This window comes from Rahnella sp. 2050 (assembly GCF_040544515.1).
Classification (GTDB): Bacteria; Pseudomonadota; Gammaproteobacteria; order Enterobacterales; family Enterobacteriaceae; genus Rahnella; species Rahnella aceris.
Window position 1 is genome coordinate 993716 of record NZ_JBEPKE010000001.1, and the last position, 18507, is coordinate 1012222.

Here is an 18507-nt window from a genome sequence, read left to right on the forward strand (position 1 = left end):
CTATGCGGTTAGTTAAGCTTGAGGCCAATTCATTGAATTTCCCGGAACCTGAAACCGCATTGCAGGAGCCGAATGGCCTGCTGGCTATCGGGGGCGATCTTACCGCTCCCCGCCTGCTTTCCGCGTACCAGCATGGCATTTTCCCCTGGTTCGAGCCGGGGGAAATGATCCTCTGGTGGTCACCTGACCCCCGCGCAATTTTGGTCCCGGGAGAACGCCACGCCAGCCGCAGTCTGAAACGTTTTATGCGCAAGATGCCGTTTCGTTTCACCCTCAACCAGCAATTTGAGCAGGTGATCCATGCGTGCGCCATGCAGCGTGAAGATGGCACCTGGATCGGGCCGCTGGTGCAGCGTGGTTATCAGGAATTGCATGAAGCCGGACGCGCGCACTCGGTTGAAGTCTGGGAAGGTGAAGAACTGGTTGGCGGTTTGTACGGCGTTTCTGTCGGCGGATTATTTTGCGGTGAGTCGATGTTCAGCCGGCGGGAGAATGCCTCTAAGTGCGCGCTTATGCTTTTTTGCCAACATTTTTCCCGCAATGGAGGAGAACTGATTGACTGTCAGGTGCTCAACCCTCACACTGCGTCGCTGGGTGCGAGAGAGATCCCCCGCCGCCAATTTTTGCAGCAGTTATCCGCACTTTCGCAACGCGCGTTAGCACCGGATTGCTGGTTGCCACAAGACTTATCCCCACATGATGAAGACCTGCCGGTGTTCCCGAAGGATAGGGAATAGGTGCGGTCATGGACCATACTTCTTTACATAATGTGGGTTTTTCGGCATTATCTTGCCGGTTAAAAACTATGGTAGTTAGACCTAGAGGATTCGATGGCCAAAGAAGACAACATTGAAATGCAAGGCACCGTACTTGATACGCTGCCAAACACTATGTTCCGTGTAGAATTAGAAAACGGACACGTAGTTACCGCTCACATCTCCGGTAAAATGCGTAAGAACTACATCCGCATCCTGACGGGCGACAAAGTCACTGTAGAGCTGACCCCGTACGACCTGAGCAAAGGCCGCATTGTCTTCCGTAGCCGTTAATAAGCGGCTCACTCATCGCTGATTTTCCGGCGATACCTGAGGATACCCTTTTCGCCCTTCCTGCTGTTGCAAGGGCGTTTTGTGGTATCCGCAATCCGGCGTTTTGTTCCATTATCCTTTCTGAAATCCCTCACTAATTACTGCAATTAAATAAAGAATTTCAGAAAGAAAAAAGGCGATGTTTTCACATCGCCTTTTGTTTTTTCATGCTTTATGAAAAATTAATGCACCGCACCTTCCGGTTTTTTCTTCTGCGCACTCATAAAGTGATAAGTGAGCTTGTCAGCCGCCTTATCCAGTGCCACAGAGACGGAACCGCCATCCACCAGTGAACCAAACAGCAGCTCGTTAGCGAGTGGTTTTTTCAGGTTTTCCTGAACGGTACGGGTCATCGGACGCGCACCCATCGCACGGTCATAGCCTTTCACTGTCAGCCAGTCGCGAGCCTCGTCGCTGACTTCCAGAGAAACGCCTTTCGCATCCAGTTGCGCCTGCAGTTCGACGATAAACTTGTCGACAACCTGCTGGATAACTTCCGTAGACAAATGGTTGAACCAGATAACGTTGTCCAGACGGTTACGGAATTCCGGCGTAAAGGTCCGTTTGATCTCTTCCATCGCATCCGGGCTGTTATCCTGATGCACCAGACCAATCGATTTACGTTCCGTTTCACGCACACCGGCGTTAGTGGTCATCACCAAAATCACGTTACGGAAATCTGCTTTGCGACCGTTGTTATCGGTCAGCGTACCGTTGTCCATCACCTGCAGCAGCAGGTTGAAGACATCCGGATGCGCCTTCTCTATTTCATCAAGCAGCACGACGGCGTGCGGATGTTTAATCACCGCATCCGTCAGCAAACCGCCCTGATCAAAACCGACATATCCCGGAGGCGCACCGATCAGACGGCTGACCGTATGACGTTCCATGTATTCCGACATATCAAAACGCAGCAGTTCGATATCCATCGCTTTCGCCAACTGAACCGTCACTTCGGTTTTCCCCACCCCGGTTGGACCGGCGAACAGGAACGAACCGACAGGCTTGTGATCCTGACCCAGACCGGCGCGGCTCATCTTGATCGCTTCGGTCAGTGCTTCAATAGCCGGATCTTGTCCGAAGACCAGCATTTTCAGGCGGTCGCCCAGACTTTTCAGGACATCACGGTCTGTCGCAGACACAGTTTTTTCCGGAATGCGGGCAATACGCGCTACGACACTTTCGATATCGCTGACATTCACGGTTTTCTTGCGTTTGCTGACCGGCATTAACCGGCTACGTGCGCCCGCTTCGTCAATCACGTCGATGGCTTTGTCCGGCAGATGACGGTCATTAATGTATTTGACCGACAGCTCGACCGCCGCACGCACCGCTTTTGCGGTGTAGCGCACATCGTGATGCGCTTCGTATTTGGTTTTCAGGCCGTTAATAATCTGGACGGTTTCTTCAACGCTTGGCTCAGTAATATCAATTTTCTGGAAACGCCGTGCCAGAGCGCGATCTTTCTCAAAGATATTGCTGAATTCCTGATAGGTAGTCGAACCGATCACGCGGATTTTGCCGCTCGACAGCAACGGTTTGATAAGGTTTGCCGCGTCCACCTGACCACCTGACGCCGCACCGGCACCGATAATCGTGTGGATTTCATCAATAAACAGAATGCTGTTTTTATCCTGCTCCAGCTGTTTCAGCAGAGATTTGAAACGTTTCTCGAAATCACCGCGGTATTTGGTACCCGCCAGCAACGAACCAATATCCAGAGAATACAGGGTGCATTCTGCCATCACTTCCGGCACATCGCCCTGCTCGATTCGCCATGCCAGCCCTTCGGCAATGGCCGTTTTACCTACGCCGGATTCGCCCACCAACAGCGGGTTGTTTTTACGGCGACGGCAGAGCACCTGAATGGCGCGCTCCAGTTCTTTGTCACGGCCAATCAGCGGATCGATACCACCTACGCGCGCTAACTGGTTAAGATTAGTGGTGAAGTTCTCCATACGATCTTCCCCCGCCGACTGTTCTTCGTTAACTGGGTTTTCCGCATTGTTTTGCGCCTGGCTACCCGATTCATCTTTACGGGTGCCGTGCGAGATAAAGTTCACCACATCAAGGCGGCTGACATCATGTTTACGCAGTAAGTAGGCAGCCTGAGATTCCTGTTCGCTGAAAATCGCGACCAGAACGTTGGCGCCGGACACTTCACTGCGGCCAGAAGATTGCACGTGGAATACCGCACGTTGCAGAACGCGCTGGAAACTCAGCGTAGGCTGGGTGTCACGTTCCTCTTCACTGGCAGGTAAGGTGGGTGTGGTTTGCTCGATGAAGGCTTCCAGTTCCTGGCGCAGGGCCACTAAATCAACTGTACAAGCTTCGAGCGCTTCACGGGCAGCAGGGTTGCTGAGCAACGCCAGCAACAGGTGCTCCACGGTCATAAACTCATGCCGGTGCTCACGGGCTCTTGCGAAAGCCATGTTGAGACTGAGTTCAAGTTCTTGATTGAGCATAGGCACCTCCCAAATAGATTGCCTTAATCAGGCTTTTTCCAGCGTACACAGCAACGGATGCTCATTCTCCTTGGCGTACTCATTTACGTGTGCGACCTTGGTTTCCGCGACTTCGGCAGTATAAACGCCGCATATCGCTTTACCTCTGTAGTGCACCTGGAGCATCAGTTGCGTTGCACGTTCAATATCATAAGAAAAGAACTTTTGCAGAACGTCAATCACAAATTCCATTGGAGTGTAATCGTCGTTGTTTAATATAACTTTATACATAGATGGCGGTTTTACCTCATCCTTTTGCTTATCCGCCGCCAAATGTTCAAAATTTAGCCAGTCTTGATTATTACCCATTGCCAGTTCATCACCTGTGAAGATCGTATTGGAAGCCAAATACACAAACGGGAAGACTTTCTGCAGAGCCTCGCGCTGTTATTACCGTATTTTACCATCTCTGGCCTCACCTTGCCGCTGCACAAAATGTCTACGTACGTCAGACAACGCCGGGCAAAACTTAACAAAATATGTCAATAGCGTTACCTGCTTCAAACTTTGGTTATCTGCTCCCCCGCGACAAATGCCGTTTCCTTGACGTCTAACTCTATTCCACTAGAGTGTAAATTCGTGAGCTGAACGGAGTTTAAACCGGCCTGAACAGACGCTTATCCGCCGTGTTCCGGCCTTCGGGCTCACTCAACTGGCTTTATCTATTTACTACCAGACTAGTCATGAGAGGGATGTAGAAGCATGCAGACGGGTACTGTTAAATGGTTCAATAATGCTAAAGGCTTTGGCTTCATTTGCCCGCAAAATGGCGGTGAAGACATCTTCGCTCACTACTCCACAATCCAGATGGAGGGTTACCGGACTCTGAAAGCCGGCCAGCAGGTCAATTTCGACGTTCATGAAGGCCCAAAGGGGAATCATGCCAGTCTCATTATTCCAGTGGAAAGTGAAGTGGTCGCCTGACCGGTTCAGCATCACGCATCAGATAACGCTTCAACTGCAAATGCCGGTCACTTACTGACTGGCATTTTTATTTATGGGGGAGAATGCTTCCGGCTTCAAGTCCTGAGCGTGAAAAAAAGTACATTTTTTAGACACAAATTGCTAAGACACATCATATGAGGATGTAAATCTAAACATCATCTCAACAAATTACATGCAATTTCTCCATAATTCCCACCGTTGTATACCTGTTTATTCTTGGCCTGATGAAATAGCCACCACAAAACTCTGGCTCACGACAACAGGTATTTCCATGACTACTTTCAGCTACCCTTCTGTAGAAAAGGCGCCACTTACCGGCCTTCAGTTAATGAAGGCATTGCTCACCCGTCAGATAACGCCGGGGCCATCATGGGAATTACCACGCTATCGCCTCAAATTCCTCTTCCGCACGCTGGCGCACCCGCGCAGAACGTTTGGGATGCTTGATTATCTGGCACAGCATCCGCAGCGCGACGAAATCCTGACCGCCATGCCCAGCCTGCCTTGTAAGCTGCACCGGGCGTATCAGTCGGCAAATATCACGCCGCAACAGGCGATGAAACGCATCAGTGATCACTACGATATGATTGGTCATTGCCTGCCCGACGCGATTAATCACGGTTATCTGAATAAAAAGCCGATGGCGATCGCCACGCTGACAGGCAAAGAGGGGCAACATTTTTTTGTCGCCTTTAATGCCATCAGCCGTCTCGATAAAGAAGGCGAAGCCACCCTGACATTTAATACTCCGCAGGGTGAACCGATTGCGATCGTGACGTTTTCGTTTATTGAATATCAGGGGCGTCCGACGCTGTTTATCGGCGCGTTACAGGGGCCACGCGCGCACGTGGATCATCTGGAAATACAAACAGCGACCAAAGCCTGCCACGGTTTATTCCCTAAACGTCTGGTGATTGAAGCGCTGACCACACTCGCAGACGTCACCGGCATGCAGCAAATCGTGGCGGTGGGAAATCACACCCATATTTATGAAAACCCGCGCTACAAAAAACGCAAAGGCATGGTGTTTGCCGATTACGACAGTTTTTGGGAAACGCTGGATGCTAAACCGGGCGATGACGGTTATTTCCATTTACCTTCACAGATTGCCCATCGCCCGCTGGAAGAAATCGCCAGTAAACGACGCTCGGAATACCGTCGCCGTTACCAGCTGTTAGACGATCTGGAAACGCAGATCCGTCGCACTTTTTCCAGCGGACATGGCAACCCCGTGATAACCGAAAACAGCCACGCCGCTTAATCCGCCCTGCCGCGTGCCAGCCATGCCACGCGGGAAAACATTTGCCGCAGCAGCGCAGGAATAGACGAGGTTCCCCGCAACGAGGCCGCAAGTGCCACATCAATCGCCAGATCTGGCTTCGAACTGCGGTGAATGGCTTTATCGATAATTCTTCTCGGCGACATCGGCACATTGTCCGGTATCGCCGCATTCTTGCGGTAAACGTCTTCGAAACCCTCGCGATACAGGAAGTGTTCGATATCCTGCGACGGCAACGCCGTCAGGCGATATCGCAGCGTATCGTTGTGGTTTTCCACGTTCGCAATCACTGTCGCAGCATATTTGCGACCGGCTTCGTCACCGTCGACCAGCGCATGCCATTCGATGCCCATTTGCCGCGCAAAACGCAGCAGAGGCTTCAGGCCACATTGTGCAAACTCAATAACCTTTATCCCTTCCGATTCAAAATGATAACCACACTGACGCGCCAGCTGGTTCAGCAACCAGACTTCGGTCTCGCCTTCCACCAGCAGCCAGCAGCGGGCGAATAAAGACGAGGGACGGTTAAAACGGATATGGAAAGCGATGCGGCGGCTGTCTTCCATACTCAGCCCTTCAGGACCGATGGCGTAAGCCGCGACGCGGCCGGACTCACGCACCAGTCTGCATATTTGCTCAACGGGCACCAGCGACAACAAATCGCCGGAGTTGGTGGTGGTGATACGCTGCAACGGCAACTGATCCAGTAATCCCCAGGCCACCGATAGCATGATCGGATGCAAACGGGTTTCGGGGTCTTCAATGAGTAACAGTGGCCGGGCATCCGGATGCAGCACCACCGAGCCTTTCGCCTGTAACAATGTCGAGAACATGCCAAGCAGCATCACCCGCATACTGCGGCTGTTGGGTTCGGCAATCATGCGATTGATGTTATCCAGCGAACGCCATGCGCGGCGGCTCTCCGCCCGGCCATGACGCTTTTGCTGCCAGGGTGCGCTGCTGGACGTCCCCTGCTCGGCAAAATAGTGTTCCAGCAACTGTCGCATCGCCGACAGGCCACTGCGCAGTTCACTGTTTTTCAGCGTCTGCGGGCTGTGAACCAATTCGCGCGTCAGTTCATCAAGCTGTTTTGCCAGCTCTTCATTATTGACTGCCAGCCGCGGCGCCAGTGTTTCGCTGCGCAGACGGCGAATAAAGCGCGCATCGCGTAAGCGTAATACCGGGTTCAGGCGGATCAACGCCTGCGCAAGCGGATCAATCGTCGTCAGATTTAAAGGCTGACCGTTAGACGACAGAAAACTGCGCAGCGTCATCACGCTGCCATCGTCGTCCAGCTCTCCTTCAAGACGATAATAGATACGGTTCAGTTTATCGGCACATTTCACCCAAAGCGGTGAGAGCGGATTAAAGCGCGGCGACATATGATGACCGGCCTGGTTCTCGCAAAATGTAAACACCACGTGCAGGTACTGTGATTTGGCCTCCTCTTCGCCTGCCGGGAAATAGAAATCCTCCTCTTTAAAGCAGTACAATTTAGATTCGGGGGAAAGCAGCAGAGTTAACGCATCGAGCAGGCTGGATTTCCCCCAGGCGTTCTCGCCGATTAACACGGTGTTGGTCAGAAAGGATTCGGCCTGCCCCTGATGGGCAGAACCGGTAATCGATGCGCCACGTTGCGCGGGCTGCGTCAGCGTCAAAGACAGGCGGTTAATCCCGCGAAAACCGACAATATCAACACGTTCCAGATACATCAGACGCCTCCTGTGTGCTCAAAACTTTCCTGAGCATGGCGTTAAAAATCGGTTCAGGTCAAGCACGCAGAGATATCTCTGCGTGCCGAAGCTGCTTTACAGTCAGATAACTTTTCGTTAGCGTGGCGGGCGGCATTTTATGTGCTGCGCGCCACTCATGGGATCTTACTTTTCAGGGACTTTTGCATCATGTACTCCGGGCTGTTAATTATTCTTTTGCCGCTGATTGCCGGCTACCTTATTCCGCTCAAAAACCGTGCCCTGTTGCATCTTGTTAACCAGTTACTGAGCTGGATGGTGTACGTCATCCTGTTCATTATGGGCATCAGTCTGGCTTTCCTGGACAATCTCAGCACCAATTTGCTGCTGATTTTCAAATATGCCGCCGTCTGTTTCCTGTGCATCTTCGTGATGAACTACGCCGCGCTGTGGTTGCTGGAACGCCGCAAGCCCTGGAAAACGCAGTATAAACAGGAAAAATTGCCGTCCCGCATTCACATGGCACTGGAATCACTGAAACTGTGCGGCGTGGTGGTCGGGGGTTTTGCGCTGGGTCTGACACAATGGCACTGGCTTACCTTCGCGTCGCAGGCCAGCGAAATCGCGTTGTTATTCCTGCTGGCGCTGGTCGGTCTGCAACTGCGCAACAGCAGCATGACCCTGCGCCAGATTATCCTGAACCGTCGCGGCATGATGGTAGCAATCGTGGTGGCCCTCAGCGCCCTGATTGGCGGTGCACTTGCCGCACTGCTGCTGGGTTTACCGCTGAAAACCGGGCTGGCCATCGCCTCCGGTTATGGCTGGTATTCGCTTTCAGGCATCGTTCTGACAGATTCTTTCGGACCGGTGATTGGCAGCGCGGCCTTCTTTAACGATCTTGCCCGCGAACTCTGCGCCATCATGCTGATTCCGACACTGGTGCGCAGCAGCCGTTCGACGGCACTCGGCCTGTGCGGCGCGACATCCATGGACTTTACCCTGCCGGTGTTACAGCGCAGCGGCGGACTGGATATGGTGCCTCCGGCCGTGGTGCACGGCTTTATCCTCAGCCTGATTGCCCCGGTCTTAATGGCCTTTTTTTCTGCCTGATCCCTGCCCGTCCCGCTGCCATCCCGCAGCGGGAACCGCCCGGCAAAACTTGCGGTAAATCAACTCCGCGTCACTTTGTCTTAAAAATCCCTTCATTTCTGTCTCAGCCAGCTCTAGGCTTGCATCAAAACAAGCATTTCAAATGCAACTTTAAAAGGACCTCATTATGTTTTGTGTGCAATGTGAACAAACAGTCCGTACCCCGGCGGGCAATGGTTGCGCGTATGCGCAAGGTATGTGTGGCAAAACAGCCGAAACTTCTGATTTACAAGACTTACTGGTTGCGGTGTTAGAAGGTTTATCTGCCTGGGCACTGACCGCACGCGGCTATGGCATCATTGATGAAGAGATCGACAGCTTCGCGCCCCGCGCCTTTTTCTCCACGCTGACCAACGTAAACTTCGATTCTGAGCGTATCGTCGGCTATGCCCGTGAAGCCGTTCTTTATCGCGAATCGCTGGCTACCCGCTGCCGTCTGATGGATGCGGAAATCACCATTAACCATCCGCTGGCCGCACTGGAACTGGTGAGCGATAATCTCAGCGAGCTGCAACAGCAGGCACAGCAATTTGCGCTCAACGGTGACAAAGCGCAGATCGGTGATGACATTCACGGCCTGCGTATGCTGTGCCTGTATGGCCTGAAAGGTGCAGCGGCGTATATGGAGCACGCGCATGTTCTGGGCCAGTCTGATAGCGCCATTTACGCCGAATATCATCGCCTGATGGCGTGGCTGGGCACGCAACCGTCCGACATGGGCGAGCTGCTCGCGAACGCGATGGCAATCGGCAAAATGAACTTTGGCGTGATGGCCATTCTGGACAAAGGTGAAACCGACGCTTATGGTCATCCGCAACCGACGGCGGTCAATGTCCGTCCGCTGGCAGGTAAAGCGATTCTGATTTCCGGTCATGACCTGAAAGATTTACAGATGCTGCTCGAGCAAACTGTCGGCACCGGTATCAATATTTACACCCACGGCGAAATGCTGCCGGCGCACGGTTATCCCGAACTGAAAAAATTCCCGCATCTGGCCGGTAACTATGGCAGCGGCTGGCAAAATCAGCAGGTGGAGTTCGCCAAATTCCCCGGCCCTGTCGTCATGACCTCGAACTGTATTATTGACCCGAATGTCGGCAATTATGGTGACCGCATCTGGACCCGCAGCATTGTCGGCTGGCCGGGCGTGCAGCATCTGGAAGGCGAAGATTTTGCGCCGGTCATTGCGCAGGCATTGCAGCTTCCGGGCTTCCGTTACAGCGAGATTGAACAGGAAATTACCGTCGGATTCGGCCGCCAGACCTTACTCAGCGCAGCAGACACCGTCATCGATCTGGTTGCCGCAAAAAAACTGCGCCACATCTTCCTGATCGGCGGGTGTGACGGCAGTCGCGGAGAACGCAGCTACTTCACCGATCTGGCGCTTAGCGTACCGCAGGACTGCCTGATCATGACGCTGGCCTGCGGCAAATACCGCTTCAACAAACTGGATTTCGGTACGCTTGAAGGCCTGCCTCGTCTGCTGGACGTCGGCCAGTGTAACGATGCCTATTCCGCCATTATTCTGGCCGTGAATCTGGCCGAGAAATTAGGCTGTGGTGTGAATGATTTACCGCTGAGTCTGGTGCTGTCGTGGTTTGAACAGAAAGCGATCGTGATCCTGCTGACCCTGCTGTCGCTCGGCGTAAAAAATATCGCCACCGGCCCGACGGCACCGGCCTTCCTCACCGATAACCTGCTGGCGATCCTGAATGAAAAATTTGGCCTGCGCGCAATCACCTCGGTTGAGCAGGATCTGAAAACCATGCTGCCGGAGTAAGCTGACATGAAATTTCCTTTATTTCCCGATCAGCCGACCGCGTTGTGCCAGAACCGCATGCAGGTGTATTCCGTCACACAGGAAACGCCGGATGTCCGCACACTGTCGCTGATTAATCACGATGTGTATTCGTACCGTCCCGGCCAGTTTGCTCTGGTGAATATTGGCCAGCGTGGTGACGTACAGCGTGCCTATACACTGTCTTCCACACCGGGCAATAGTCGCTTTATTCAGCTGACGGTGCGCCGCATCGGGGACGGCGTAGGTTCGCCATGGCTGACGCAGCAGGTTAAAGCCGGTGATTATCTCTGGCTGAGCGATGCGCAGGGGGAATTCACCTGCGATACGCCACAGCCTTTGTTGCTGCTGGCGGCTGGCTGTGGCGTGACGCCGGTTATGTCGATCACGCGCGATATTCTGGCGCATCATCCGGCGCAAAGCGTGCAGGTGTTTTACAGCGTGCGCAGCCCGCAGGACATCATTTTTGCCGAAGAATGGCAGCAACTGGCCGCAGCGTATCCGCAGCTTAATCTGACTCTTCTTGTGGAACAGGATGCAAAACCCGGCCAAATCGCCGGTCGCCTGAGCCAGGATCTACTGCAAAGTCAGGTGCCGGATATCCGTGAACGTCGGGTAATGATTTGCGGCCCTGCGCCTTATATGCAACTGGCCGGAGAATGGGTGAAACAACTGGGCGCAGTGGCAGAGAATATCGTCAAAGAGCAGTTTCAGGCACAGCAAACTGAAGTGTCTGCCGACCAGCAACTGACGCTGACCCGCCTGACACCGTTACAGAATTACCGCGTACCGGTGGGAACGACATTGCTGGCAGCCATGGAACAGCACAGTTTGCCGGTCACCGCAGCCTGCCGTGCAGGCGTCTGCGGCAGTTGTAAAACCCGGATACTTTCCGGTGATTACCAGACCACCAGCCGCATGACGCTGACCGACGAAGAGGTCGCTCAGGGTTATGTACTGGCCTGTAGCTGTCAGCTCCAGGGCGATGTCACCCTCGCCTGATCCCCCGCAGTAACTCACTGCCCGCTCATGACTTTTTACAGTCTGCGCGGGCAGATTTACAATTCTTCACCTCCCTCCTCCGCATATTTTTGTATGGTTTAAGGCTGAACATTCAAGGATGTAATCAGTGGACTATGCTTAATCCACTTATTTGAAAATTAGCCCTAAATCATTCGAGTTGGATCAAGGCGGCAACTGAGTGAATCGCCGGGAGCATACATAAGTATGTGACCGGGTTCGCGAAAGCAGCCAACGCAGAGGCAGCTCGAAGGATGACGGGCGCACCGGAGGGACTATGAAACAAAGCGTAGCAGCATACCTGGCGAAAACTCTCGAGGCAGCAGGCGTAAAAAGGATCTGGGGCGTCACCGGCGACTCCCTGAACGGGTTAAGCGACAGCCTGAACCGCATGGGCACCATCGAATGGCTGGGTACGCGCCATGAGGAAGTGGCCGCATTCGCCGCCGGAGCCGAAGCACAAATCACCGGCGAACTGGCGGTGTGCGCAGGTTCTTGTGGCCCGGGCAACCTGCATCTGATCAACGGCCTGTTCGATTGCCATCGCAATCACGTGCCGGTTGTCGCGATTGCCGCGCATATCCCGTCGAGTGAAATCGGCAGCGGTTACTTTCAGGAAACCCACCCGACCGAATTATTCCGCGAATGCAGCCATTACTGCGAACTGATCAGCAATCCCGAGCAACTGCCGCAGGTGCTGGCGATCGCCATGCGCAAAGCCATTCTCAACCGTGGCGTGTCGGTGATTGTGCTGCCGGGCGATGTGGCGCTCAAGCCTGCGCCGGAAGATGCTAAAGTCAGCTGGTATCCGCCTGTGCTGCCAAAAGTCACGCCACAGCCTACAGAACTGGAAAAGCTGGCGGAACTGCTGAACGGCGCGACCAACATTACGATGATGTGTGGCAGCGGCTGCGCGGGTGCGCACGATGAAGTGATCAGACTGGCTGAAACCCTGAAAGCGCCGGTGGTGCATGCACTTCGCGGCAAAGAACATATCGAATGGGATAACCCGTACAGCGTCGGTATGACCGGGCTGATCGGCTTCTCTTCCGGTTATCATGCCATGCTCAATGCCGACACGCTGATCCTGCTCGGCACGCAATTCCCGTATCGCGCGTTTTATCCGACCGATGCCAAAATCATTCAGATTGATATCAATCCGGGCAGCATCGGTGCACATTGCCATGTGGATATGGCGCTGGTCGGCGACATCAAATCCACCCTGACCGCCCTTCTGCCGCAGTTGCAGGTAAAAAATGAACGCAAGTTCCTCGACAAGGCGCTGAAGCATTACGAGGAAGCGCGCAAAGATCTCGACGGGCTGGCGACGCCGAACGACAAGCAACCGATCCACCCGCAATATCTGGCGCAGCAGATTAGCCGCTTTGCCGCTGCCGATGCGATTTTCACCTGCGACGTCGGCACGCCGACCGTCTGGGCGTGTCGTTATCTGCAAATGAACGGCCAGCGCCGTTTGCTCGGCTCGTTCAACCACGGCTCGATGGCCAACGCCATGCCGCAGGCGATTGGTGCGCAGGCCATTGACCGCTCACGTCAGGTTGTGGCGCTGTGCGGCGACGGCGGATTTGCCATGCTGATGGGGGATTTCCTGACGCTGGCGCAGCAAAAGCTGCCGGTGAAAATCATTATTTTCAATAACAGCGTACTGGGCTTTGTCGCAATGGAAATGAAATCCGGCGGTTATCTGACAGATGGCACCGAGCTGAAAAACCCGGATTTCGCCGCTATCGCTGAAGCTGCAGGCATCAAAGGCATTCGGGTTGAAAAATCCTCCGATATCGACACCGCCTTGCAGGATGCGTTCGCCTACGAGGGGCCGGTGTTGATCGATGTGATCACCGCCACTGAAGAACTGGCGATGCCACCGCAGATAAAATTCGAACAGGCAAAAGGCTTCAGCCTGTACATGCTGCGCGCGGTGATCAGCGGCCGGGGCGACGAAGTGGTCGAACTGGCAAAAACCAACTGGCTGCGATAACCCCGACAGGGCTATAGTGCATGATTAAATAATCATACCTGCCCCCTTAAGGGGCATTCACCCAGAAGGAAGCCACGTTGATCGACTTACGCAGTGATACCGTAACCCGCCCCAGTGAAGCTATGCGTCAGGCCATGGCCCGCGCTGAAGTCGGCGATGATGTCTACGGCGATGACCCAACGGTAAATGCTTTACAGGACATGGCGGCAAAGTTGTGTGGCAAAGACGCGGCGCTGTTTTTACCAACCGGTACGCAGGCCAATCTGGTGGCGTTGCTGACGCACTGCCAGCGTGGCGAAGAATATATTGTTGGTCAGAAAGCTCACAATTATATGTATGAAGCAGGTGGAGCCGCGGTGCTCGGCAGTATCCAGCCTCAGCCGCTGGACATGGATGCTGACGGTTCTATCCCGCTGGATAAGATCGCGGCAGCCATCAAGCCCGATGATATCCATTTTGCCCGGACCCGTCTGCTGAGCCTGGAAAACACCCACAGTGGCAAAGTGCTTCCGCTGGATTATCTGCAAAAGGCGTTCGCCTTCACCCGTGAAAAAGGGCTGGCACTGCACATTGATGGCGCGCGTATCATGAATGCGGCAGTGGCACTGAACGTGGAATTACGTGAGATCACTCAGTATTGCGACACGCTGACCATCTGCCTGTCGAAAGGTCTGGGCGCACCGATTGGTTCCCTTCTGGTCGGCAGCAAAGAGTACATCCAGCGTGCTAACCGCTGGCGCAAAATGACCGGTGGCGGTATGCGCCAGTCCGGTATTCTGGCCGCAGCAGCAATTTACGCGCTGGAAAATAACGTTTCACGTCTGCAAGATGACCACGACAATGCACAGTGGCTGGCACAGGAACTGCGCAAAATCGGCGTAGAAATCGCTGAACCCGGTGCCCAAACCAATGTGCTGTACATTAAACAAAGCGCGGAACTGGCGGCCAAAATGGGGCCGTGGATGCAGGAGCGCGGTGTGATCATCAGTGCGGGGCCGGTCACACGCGTGCTGACGCATATCAATATCAGTCGTGAAGATCTGCAAAAAGTCGTGGCGCTGTGGCAGGAATTCCTGCATCAGCACGCCTGACAATCCGGTTGACGGCGATAGCCTGCGCGGGTATCGCCGTACTTTCTGCTTTATCTCCCTTACACTGACCGAGCAAATGGAAATGCCAATCACGACACACACTGGCCGGATCGTCGTTCTCGGTGCCAGCGGGTATATCGGACAACATCTGACGGCGCATCTGAGCCAGCAAGGTTTCAAGGTCACGGCCGCCGCACGCCGTATCGAATGGCTGCAACAGCAAAAATGGCCAAACGTCCGCTGCTGCTTCGCGGATGTCTATCAGAGTAAAACGTTGGCTGCCGCCTTTGAAGGCGCTGACGTGCTGGTGTATCTGGTTCACGCCATGGCAGAAGATGATGATTTACTGGAAAAAGAACGGCAGGCGGCGCAGCACACTCTGCTGGCACTGAAAGATTCCTCCATTAAGCACATTGTTTATCTCGGCTCAATGCAGCCGGAAGGCAATCATTCAGCGCATTTGCAGGCGAGAAAACTCACCGGCGATTTGCTGCGCATGAGTACCATTCCGGTGACGGAAATGCGCACCGGCATCGTGATTGGTGCCGGTTCTGCCGCGTTCGAAGTGATGCGTGACATGGTGTACAACCTGCCGGTGCTGACGCCGCCGCGCTGGGTGCGCTCAAAGTCATCGCCCATTGCACTGGAAAATCTGCTTAATTATTTACAGGGGCTGGTGACACTGCCTGCCACAGAAAATCAGATTCTGGAGGCGGCGGGGCCGGAATACATCAGCTATCAGACGCTGTTTAAACGCTTTATCGCGATGAGCGGTAAACGCCGCTGGCTGCTTCCCGTTCCCCTGCCAACATCTTTTGTTTCGGTATATTTTCTCAGCCTGATCACCTCCGTGCCGACGTCACTGGCAAAAGCGCTGATCCAGGGGCTGAACCACGATTTACCGGCCGACAGTGAGAAACTGCAAAAGCTGATCCCGCAGACACTGATCCCCATTGATGAGGCGATCCGCAGTACGCTGGAAAAAGAACAGCAACAGATCATGGATTCACCGGACTGGGGATACGATCCTGACGCCCGCGCGCGCTGGCGTCCAGGCTACGGTTATTATCCGAAACAGGCGGGTTTCACGTTGGAAACGTCGGCGTCAAAAGCCGCATTATGGAAAGTCATTCAGCAGCTTGGGGGCGCTGAAGGGTATTTCTATGCCAACGGTTTGTGGAAAACGCGGGCACGGATCGACGATTTACTCGGCGGCGGCGTGAAATACGGCCGTCCGGATCGTGATTTCCTGAAACCTGGCGATAAAATTGATGGCTGGAAAGTGATCGGCCTGAAACCTCAGCGCGAACTGGCGCTGTTATTCGGCATGAAAGCGCCGGGGCTGGGTCGTTTAACGTTCACGATTACCGACCACGGTGAAAGCCGCAGCCTGGATGTACGCGCCTGGTGGCATCCGGCAGGGTTCAGCGGCCTGCTTTACTGGTTCAGTATGATGCCCGCTCATCAGTTTATTTTTCGTGGCATGGCAAAACGCATCGCCAGCCTTGCCCGGCAGAAAGACCGTTGCGGACGCTAAAGAGGGTCATTTAATCTGCTTTCAGACACAGCTTTCCCCCTTTCCCATTGCAACCCGCACAATTTCACGAAAGAATGGCACCCTTATTGCTGAGGGGTGTCAGAACCCCGACGCTGACAACAATTTTTCTCTATTTATGAAGGCATTGGCCTGTATATGAAGGTTTTGGTTACCGGTGCGAGCGGCGGTCTTGGAAGAAATGCCGTTGAGTTTCTGCGAAATAAAGGCATCAAAGTCAGGGCGACGGGACGGAATGCCGCCATGGGATCGCTTTTGCAGAAAATGGGCGCAGAATTTATTCACGCCGATCTCACCACGCTGGTGTCTGCTCAGGCCAAAGCCCTGCTGGCAGATATCGATACCGTCTGGCACTGCTCAGGGCTGATGTCGCCGTGGGGCAGTGAACAGGAATTCGAGCTGGCGAATGTGCGCGCCACACGGCGTCTGGGCGAATGGTCCGCGGCATATGGTGTGGAAAACTTCGTGCATATTTCGTCACCGGCGATCTACTTCGATTTTCACCATCACCGTGATATTCAGGAAGACTTTCGCCCGCACCGTTTCGCCAACTCCTTTGCACGCAGCAAAGCCGCCGGTGAACAGGTGATCCACACGCTGGCATTGTCGAATCCACAAACGCATTTCACCATTTTGCGACCGCAGGGCATTTTCGGCCCGCACGACAACGTCATGATGCCGCGTTTGCTGCAAATGCTGAAATATGGCGGAACACTGATGCTGCCACGCGGCGGAGAAGCGCTGGTGGACATGACCTACGTTGAGAATGCCGTGCATGCAATGTGGCTGGCGACGCAGTCGCAGGCAACAGAATCAGGTCGCGCGTTCAATATTACGAATCAGCAACCGCGTCCGCTGTGTACGCTGGTGAAACAACTGATGGAAAATCTGGATATCAAATATCGCATCCGTTCGGTGCCGTATCCGCTGCTGGATATGATGGCGCGGGGCATGGAGCGCATCAGCAAAAGCTCGCAGAAAGAACCGGTGCTGACGCATTACAGCGTGGCAAAACTCAATTTCGATCTCACGCTCGACACACAGCGTGCGCAGAAAGAACTCGGTTATGTGCCGGTAATTTCACTCGATCAGGGGATTATCCGCACCGCCGACTGGTTGCGCGATCACGGTAAACTTCAGGGGCTGCACGGCATCGGCCCGAAACGCGACTGACCGTAAAAGTCAGTCGCTGGTTTCAGTCGTTCTTATCCGGAAACTGCTGTAACAGCGCCCGGACGATCGCTTCGGTTTCAGCATCCGCATGGCCGCGATAATCACTCTGGCGGAAATGCATCTGGAATGCCGCAATCACCCGACGCTGCTGACGCGGCGTCATATTATCTTCCACTGAATATCCGTACGCTTTCAGCAACACCAGCAACTGCGCCTGATCGACAGGCTGTTGCGGATTACGTCCCGCCAGATACTGATTCACCCGCGCCGCATCCGGCCACGCGCCAATCCCACGTTCTGCCATTTCCTGCCAGGGGAACAGCGGACCGGGGTCATCTTTGCGCTGCGGCGCGATATCGCTGTGCGCCACCACATTGCGCGGTTCTATCTGATAACGCGCGACAATCTCCTGGCTCAGATTAGCCAGTAAATCTATTTGCGCAGGCGGGAACGGATAGAATTTTTTGCCGAGCAAATAGTTGCTGTAGCCTTTGTTCTCCAGTTCGATGCCCACCGACGTATCGTTAAGATTGGTACGCCCGCGCCAGCTGCTGGCACCGGCATGCCAGGCGCGCATATTTTCAGGCACCAGTTGCCACGCCACCGGTTTACCCGCTTCAAGTGGCGGTTGCGCCGGGATCAGATAATGTGCGCTGACGTGCTCATCTGTAAGCGTATTTAATGCGTTGTTGAAATCTTCAGCGGTGTAATGGATCACCAGAAAACGGATCCGCTGATCTGCGCCCTGCGCCTGTCGCGCCGTTTCCAGCCGGAATGGCGCATCCGCGCCCTGCTGGCTGGCGTGCTGACAACCGGCCAGCATGAGTAATGCGACAGTGAACAGACCCCGTTTCACACGCTGACAGATCATTTGCGATGCACAATCACTGCGGTGCCGGACACACTGACCATCAGCATGCTGCTGTCTTTGCCCACGGTTTCATAATCGATATCAATACCGACAACCGCGTTCGCACCGCGCTCTTTCGCCTGTTCTTCCAGTTCACGGAAAGCAATTTCACGCGCCTTGCGCAGCTCTTTTTCATAAGCGCCGGAACGCCCACCGACGATATCGCGCACACCAGCAAAGAAATCACGAAAAATATTTGCCCCTAAAATCGCTTCGCCCGTCACTACGCCGCAATATTCAGCGATGGTGAAACCTTCGAGGGTCGGAGTGGTTGAAATTTGCATGCGTATTCCTTATCAGTTGTC

16 protein-coding genes are annotated in these 18507 nt (G+C 54.1%); 11 read left to right on the forward strand and 5 right to left on the reverse strand.

Translation table 11 applies throughout. The features are described from left to right. The first annotated feature begins 2 nt into the window (after nucleotides 1–2). Together aat and infA are read left to right on the forward strand one after the other, a co-directional pair. Entirely contained in the window at nucleotides 3–737 is a 735-nt protein-coding gene (aat, locus tag ABIC79_RS04400) for a leucyl/phenylalanyl-tRNA--protein transferase (protein ID WP_015689576.1), read from the forward strand. Between the two features lie 93 nt (nucleotides 738–830). Then, nucleotides 831–1049 carry a translation initiation factor IF-1 gene (infA, locus tag ABIC79_RS04405; protein ID WP_002211347.1) on the forward strand — a complete coding sequence of 73 codons (219 nt, stop codon included), beginning with the start codon at nucleotides 831–833 and terminating at the stop codon, nucleotides 1047–1049. A gap of 221 nt (nucleotides 1050–1270) precedes the next feature. Here infA and clpA read toward each other — a convergent pair whose 3' ends face one another. Together clpA and clpS are read right to left on the reverse strand one after the other, a co-directional pair. Further along, nucleotides 1271–3553: an ATP-dependent Clp protease ATP-binding subunit ClpA gene (gene clpA / locus ABIC79_RS04410; RefSeq protein ID WP_112151150.1), complete on the reverse strand. Its 2283-nt coding sequence runs from the start codon at nucleotides 3551–3553 to the stop codon at nucleotides 1271–1273. Nucleotides 3554–3580: 27 nt separating this feature from the next. After that, a complete protein-coding gene (clpS, locus tag ABIC79_RS04415; RefSeq protein WP_013574769.1) occupies nucleotides 3581–3901 on the reverse strand; it encodes an ATP-dependent Clp protease adapter ClpS in 321 nt (106 codons plus the stop codon). 393 nt (nucleotides 3902–4294) lie between these two features. On the opposite strand from clpS, the gene cspD reads away from it, so the two are divergent. Continuing rightward, nucleotides 4295–4516, forward strand: a complete 222-nt coding sequence (cspD, locus tag ABIC79_RS04420) for a cold shock-like protein CspD (protein WP_013574768.1) — start codon at nucleotides 4295–4297, stop codon at nucleotides 4514–4516. A 292-nt stretch (nucleotides 4517–4808) separates the two neighbouring features. Then, nucleotides 4809–5798, forward strand: a complete 990-nt coding sequence (locus ABIC79_RS04425) for a VirK/YbjX family protein (RefSeq protein ID WP_354566588.1) — start codon at nucleotides 4809–4811, stop codon at nucleotides 5796–5798. On the opposite strand, the gene ABIC79_RS04430 is transcribed toward ABIC79_RS04425, so the two are convergent. After that, the gene (locus tag ABIC79_RS04430) at nucleotides 5795–7528 is read right to left on the reverse strand and encodes an ATP-dependent endonuclease (RefSeq protein ID WP_037036070.1); all 1734 of its coding nucleotides are present in this window, start codon (nucleotides 7526–7528) and stop codon (nucleotides 5795–5797) included. The two genes, ABIC79_RS04425 and ABIC79_RS04430, sit on opposite strands and share 4 nt — an antisense overlap. Nucleotides 7529–7717: 189 nt before the next feature. On the opposite strand from ABIC79_RS04430, the gene ABIC79_RS04435 reads away from it, so the two are divergent. The 7 genes from ABIC79_RS04435 (at nucleotide 7718) to ABIC79_RS04465 (ending at nucleotide 17292) form a co-directional block, all read left to right on the forward strand. Further along, nucleotides 7718–8617 carry a LysO family transporter gene (locus ABIC79_RS04435; protein ID WP_013574765.1) on the forward strand — a complete coding sequence of 300 codons (900 nt, stop codon included), beginning with the start codon at nucleotides 7718–7720 and terminating at the stop codon, nucleotides 8615–8617. A gap of 166 nt (nucleotides 8618–8783) precedes the next feature. Further along, on the forward strand, nucleotides 8784–10436 hold the full coding sequence (hcp, locus tag ABIC79_RS04440; protein WP_013574764.1) for a hydroxylamine reductase: 1653 nt from the start codon (nucleotides 8784–8786) through the stop codon (nucleotides 10434–10436). 6 nt (nucleotides 10437–10442) lie between these two features. Continuing rightward, entirely contained in the window at nucleotides 10443–11456 is a 1014-nt protein-coding gene (hcr, locus tag ABIC79_RS04445; protein ID WP_223510372.1) for an NADH oxidoreductase, read from the forward strand. A 295-nt stretch (nucleotides 11457–11751) separates the two neighbouring features. Further along, nucleotides 11752–13473 (forward strand): ubiquinone-dependent pyruvate dehydrogenase, encoded by a 1722-nt coding sequence (gene poxB, locus ABIC79_RS04450; protein WP_112198008.1) that lies wholly within the window; start codon nucleotides 11752–11754, stop codon nucleotides 13471–13473. A gap of 77 nt (nucleotides 13474–13550) precedes the next feature. Beyond that, a complete protein-coding gene (ltaE, locus tag ABIC79_RS04455; protein ID WP_013574761.1) occupies nucleotides 13551–14564 on the forward strand; it encodes a low-specificity L-threonine aldolase in 1014 nt (337 codons plus the stop codon). A gap of 82 nt (nucleotides 14565–14646) precedes the next feature. After that, nucleotides 14647–16101 carry a DUF2867 domain-containing protein gene (locus tag ABIC79_RS04460; protein WP_112151154.1) on the forward strand — a complete coding sequence of 485 codons (1455 nt, stop codon included), beginning with the start codon at nucleotides 14647–14649 and terminating at the stop codon, nucleotides 16099–16101. 156 nt (nucleotides 16102–16257) lie between these two features. Further along, nucleotides 16258–17292, forward strand: a complete 1035-nt coding sequence (locus ABIC79_RS04465) for an NAD-dependent epimerase/dehydratase family protein (protein ID WP_013574759.1) — start codon at nucleotides 16258–16260, stop codon at nucleotides 17290–17292. Nucleotides 17293–17314: 22 nt separating this feature from the next. Here the strand turns inward: ABIC79_RS04465 and ABIC79_RS04470 are convergent, their stop codons facing one another. Together ABIC79_RS04470 and ABIC79_RS04475 are read right to left on the reverse strand one after the other, a co-directional pair. Then, nucleotides 17315–18163 carry an N-acetylmuramoyl-L-alanine amidase gene (locus tag ABIC79_RS04470; protein ID WP_015689573.1) on the reverse strand — a complete coding sequence of 283 codons (849 nt, stop codon included), beginning with the start codon at nucleotides 18161–18163 and terminating at the stop codon, nucleotides 17315–17317. Beyond that, entirely contained in the window at nucleotides 18160–18486 is a 327-nt protein-coding gene (locus ABIC79_RS04475; RefSeq protein WP_013574757.1) for a heavy metal-binding domain-containing protein, read from the reverse strand. The genes ABIC79_RS04470 and ABIC79_RS04475 overlap by 4 nt, the downstream gene beginning before the upstream one ends. Nucleotides 18487–18507: the final 21 nt, after the last annotated feature.